The 1,443-nt window shown below is 46.4% G+C and carries 2 protein-coding genes; both read left to right on the top strand.

The window, feature by feature from the left end; translation table 11 throughout:
- The first annotated feature begins 362 nt into the window (after positions 1 to 362).
- The gene (locus KDK18_RS05810) at positions 363 to 692 is read left to right on the top strand and encodes a hypothetical protein (protein ID WP_257253868.1); all 330 of its coding nucleotides are present in this window, start codon (positions 363 to 365) and stop codon (positions 690 to 692) included.
- An 86-nt stretch (positions 693 to 778) separates the two neighbouring features.
- Positions 779 to 1,252 (top strand): FKBP-type peptidyl-prolyl cis-trans isomerase, encoded by a 474-nt coding sequence (locus KDK18_RS05805; protein ID WP_257253867.1) that lies wholly within the window; start codon positions 779 to 781, stop codon positions 1,250 to 1,252.
- Positions 1,253 to 1,443 lie beyond the last annotated feature (191 nt).

Below are 1,443 nucleotides of genomic sequence, written 5' to 3'. Positions count from 1 at the left end.
GTTTTTTGGGTGACTCCACATGCATGTATAGGCGCTGTTACAGGATATTGTATTTACTCTGGATCACCCCACGTTAGGGCGTTGAGAGGTGCTTTAATCCATGGAGGCATATCAGCATGTGTATATTCACCCGTAATTGGCGTTAGTGTTTATAAATGGAGCAGAGGTGATGTAGAAAGGGACTACTAGCTCCCTTAGTCTTCGTCAAAGCAGTCCTTGACCGGCCAGTTGCATCGAACAGCGTCGCCTATCAGCACAACCATTTTCCATTAACAAACTTTAATCCACTGAACACAATCTGTTTATCCACAGCCCTCTATATTGGAGCCATGACTAATCCCCCTCTCTTATCGAGGTAAATCATGGAAAAATGGCTCAAGCAATTAAAAAATGGTTTCAATCAAGTTAAGGCTGTTTTCTTTGAGCAGCGGGATGGCGCTGCCATCAGCCCGTTTAAAGCGATTCTGGGCACCGTCATTCTAACGGGCCTGTTTATAGTGATGCTGCCACTGATCATGCTGATCTTTATGGTACAGATGGGGCTGATTCTGGTGGGTATGGTTGCCGTTCTGTTTATGGGTACCCGCAAGCAGAGTGGACAATGGCCCAGAGAGGAAAAGCTGGTTAATCCGAAGCCAGAGCCCGCAGAAACTGTCAAGGAAGAGGAGAAAGACCAGAAAAAGCATCAATAATGGAAAGGTTTATGGGCTTAGATTTTTGAGTTGTCGGTCAGGATAGGGTATTTTTCATCGACTTATCCACAGTCCGGGTGATCTTTGTGTCTACTGTTATCTTTATTATTTTTATCGCTGTCGTGTTGTTCTTTGGCAAACGCCGCATTGATCAGAAAAAGCAACAGGCTCAGGAAGCCCTGGTTCAGGGTCAGGCTTTTCTGGAAAAGAACCAGAATGAAGAAGACGTAATGACCACAGAGTCCGGATTGCAGTATAAGGTTCTGGAAAAGGGTGAACATTCAGATCACCCTGCGGCCACCAGCAAAGTAAGAGTGCACTATCACGGTACGCTGATTAATGGTCAGGTGTTTGACAGTTCTGTAGACCGTGGAAATCCGATTTCCTTTGGACTGAATCAGGTGATTCCCGGCTGGACCGAAGGTCTGCAGCTGATGTCGGTAGGCGACAAGTTTCGACTGTTTATTCCTGCCAATCTGGCTTACGGTAGCGGTGGTGCCGGTAAAATCCCCGGCAACTCTGTACTGATCTTTGATGTGGAATTACTCGGTATCGAATAAACCGTTGAGTCTCGAACAGGGCGGAGAAATCTCTGCCCCATTAGCTATTTGCTCTTCAACAAAATTACTCTTCAACAACACCCTGTTTGCGTAGGTAATCGTCGTAAGTTCCGTGGAAATCGACGACACCATCTTCCGTGATTTCAATGATGCGGGTCGCCAGAGACGATACAAACTGACGGTCATGGCTG

Source organism: Endozoicomonas sp. SESOKO3, assembly GCF_024606255.1.
This window is presented reverse-complemented; position numbering and strand designations above follow the sequence as displayed.